The organism is Robertmurraya siralis (genome assembly GCF_005502275.1).
In the GTDB taxonomy this organism is placed as follows: domain Bacteria; phylum Bacillota; class Bacilli; order Bacillales; family Cytobacillaceae; genus Robertmurraya; species Robertmurraya siralis.
In genome coordinates this window covers 1-2,125 of record NZ_SWLZ01000054.1, presented here as the reverse complement: position 1 = coordinate 2,125, position 2,125 = coordinate 1, and the positions used below count along the sequence as shown (strand labels likewise).

Here is a 2,125-nt window from a genome sequence, read left to right as displayed (position 1 = left end):
GTAGAAATCATTCATTTAAATGAAGATAGTTATCGTATGAAGCATCGTTCTACCATATTTGGGGAACAAAGTGTTTCAAAATAACGAGCAAAAATTGTTTCATTCTACTTGACGGTCACATCTGGCTTTTTACTGGTATTTGAACAAAAAATTCATCAATAAAACTATATTTAGTATTGGTATCATACTTGATTACCGGTAAGTTGTATTTTCCTGATAATTCCGTTTTAGACACCTCCAAAAAAATTTCCCACTTAAAACTATAACTTTGTTAAAATAAAGTTATAGACGTGAGAGGTCAAATTATAAATTTTCGAGGCATAAAAAAATGCCTGGTAATATCATTACCAGACATTTACAATTTTATTCGTGAAATCCCATTTCTACGATTATTTTCTTTATCATACTAAAGATATAGAGGGTGTTCAATAGTTTTTGTCTGTACGGTACGAAATTTTTTTTGAAAGGAGTGTTGGAATGAAATATGTTAACTTTTTTTATGAATATAAGAATACTTATTACTCAATACCAATCATATTAAAGCATCCATCCAATACTACACTTAATCGTATCGTAACCGTTACAGATTTAGATCAAACGAAAAGACTTTTATAAGTCTTATATAGAGGCAACTATTTATATGATCGTATGCTTATCTTGGTGATAGTAATGGATAAGCCAAGTTCTACTTTAGAACAAATTTACGATTTAATTAACAGTAGAGTTTCAGAGGAAATATATTTAGCTAAAAGAAGCGATAAAGCAGGAAAAAGTTCTTACGATTGGCCTGAACTAGAGCTACTCAAAAGGGATATTAATCTATTTAGAGAATATTTATTAACCTTTTCTGTAGAAGGACGAAATCAAATACTTTTAAAGAATCAGGTTCTTGGCATGTCGCAGGCTAGCTTGTATGAAAGATATAAAATTGCAAAAGATAGTTTAAGAATTCTAAAGGGACAACACCAACCTATACAGAGTAATACAAAAGCTGAAATTAGGTATATAAAGTCAAGTCAAAGCATATCCAATGAACTTTTTGCAACCATTGCTATCTTTTCCAGAGTACCATTAACTTGGATACAACATAAAAATCCAAAACAAAGCTGGACAGTTGAGCATTTTGAATATCTTTCTAATGCTTCACTATCCCTCGAGGAATTCTATGAATACTTAACTCGAACAGAAAAAAATGCACTTGTATATAACGAGTCAAAGAAACATACAAGGCCAAACAGTTTATGGATTTATGATATTAGAGGTATCATTCTTAAATTAAGCAATTCCCATGATATTTACCTAAGAGTGGCTATCTATGAGAAGGGTGGTTTTCTCATCGAAGTTTTTAGTGATAGAAATGAAATTTATGATTATATTGTTCTTAAAAAACTTTTATCTAAATTCGGACCTATTGAAACTGGATATCTGGAAACAGTTATTAAGAAACGTGTTAATCCAGTAATTATTTGCAAGAGTCTTTCTTATGAATTACATCTTCCCGTGAATCTTAAAAGTTTTTAGAACAAGTACATTTAAAAACTTATATAAGTCTAATGATATTAGAGCCTTTTATTTTGTTTATCCTCCTTTAAAAAGGAGGTTTTTTAATGGGCAAATATCATAATAATACAATTCATATTACTGAGTCAGAAAAAAGGAAACAGGCTCTACAGTTATTGGAAAATTGGTTACAGTCTCTTGATAAAGAACTTAATATTTCTAAGGACAAGTAAATAATGTGCTTTGCAGAAAAAAATTTTCCTATAATATTGACCGCCAGCGATATAAGTGACATTTTAAAAATATCAAAGCCTACTGCATATGAAATAATGAAACAGCCCAATTTTCCATTAATACAAATCGGTCGCAGTAAAAGAGTTAGAAGAGATGAGTTTTTCCTATGGTTAAGCAACACGGAAAATTGTATTGGTACTTTTGTGATGGACGATACTCAAGAATTTCAAGAATAAAGTAATTCTTACTTATTCATAAGGTGACCTCAATAATGTCTATGGCATCATAAAAATGTAGGTTATGGCATTTAATTTATGCAGTGCCTGGAAGGTACTGCATAAATTAAAAAAACCACTTGTCAACATTCCAAAATACACATACACTTCCTGTT

Annotated in this window: 3 protein-coding genes; all 3 read left to right on the top strand. The window is 30.3% G+C overall.

Annotated elements, in window-relative coordinates:
• Nucleotides 1-669 precede the first annotated feature (669 nt).
• The 3 genes from FCJ93_RS24575 (at nt 670) to FCJ93_RS24570 (ending at nt 1,970) form a co-directional block, all read left to right on the top strand.
• Complete coding sequence (locus FCJ93_RS24575) at nt 670-1,521, top strand: hypothetical protein (RefSeq protein ID WP_095314813.1); 852 nt, start codon at nt 670-672, stop codon at nt 1,519-1,521.
• Between the two features lie 86 nt (nt 1,522-1,607).
• Nucleotides 1,608-1,733 carry a hypothetical protein gene (locus tag FCJ93_RS25735; RefSeq protein ID WP_268951664.1) on the top strand — a complete coding sequence of 42 codons (126 nt, stop codon included), beginning with the start codon at nt 1,608-1,610 and terminating at the stop codon, nt 1,731-1,733.
• A 3-nt stretch (nt 1,734-1,736) separates the two neighbouring features.
• Nucleotides 1,737-1,970, top strand: coding sequence for a helix-turn-helix domain-containing protein (locus FCJ93_RS24570; protein WP_095314812.1), 234 nt, complete (start codon nt 1,737-1,739; stop codon nt 1,968-1,970).
• The last annotated feature ends 155 nt before the right edge of the window (nt 1,971-2,125 follow it).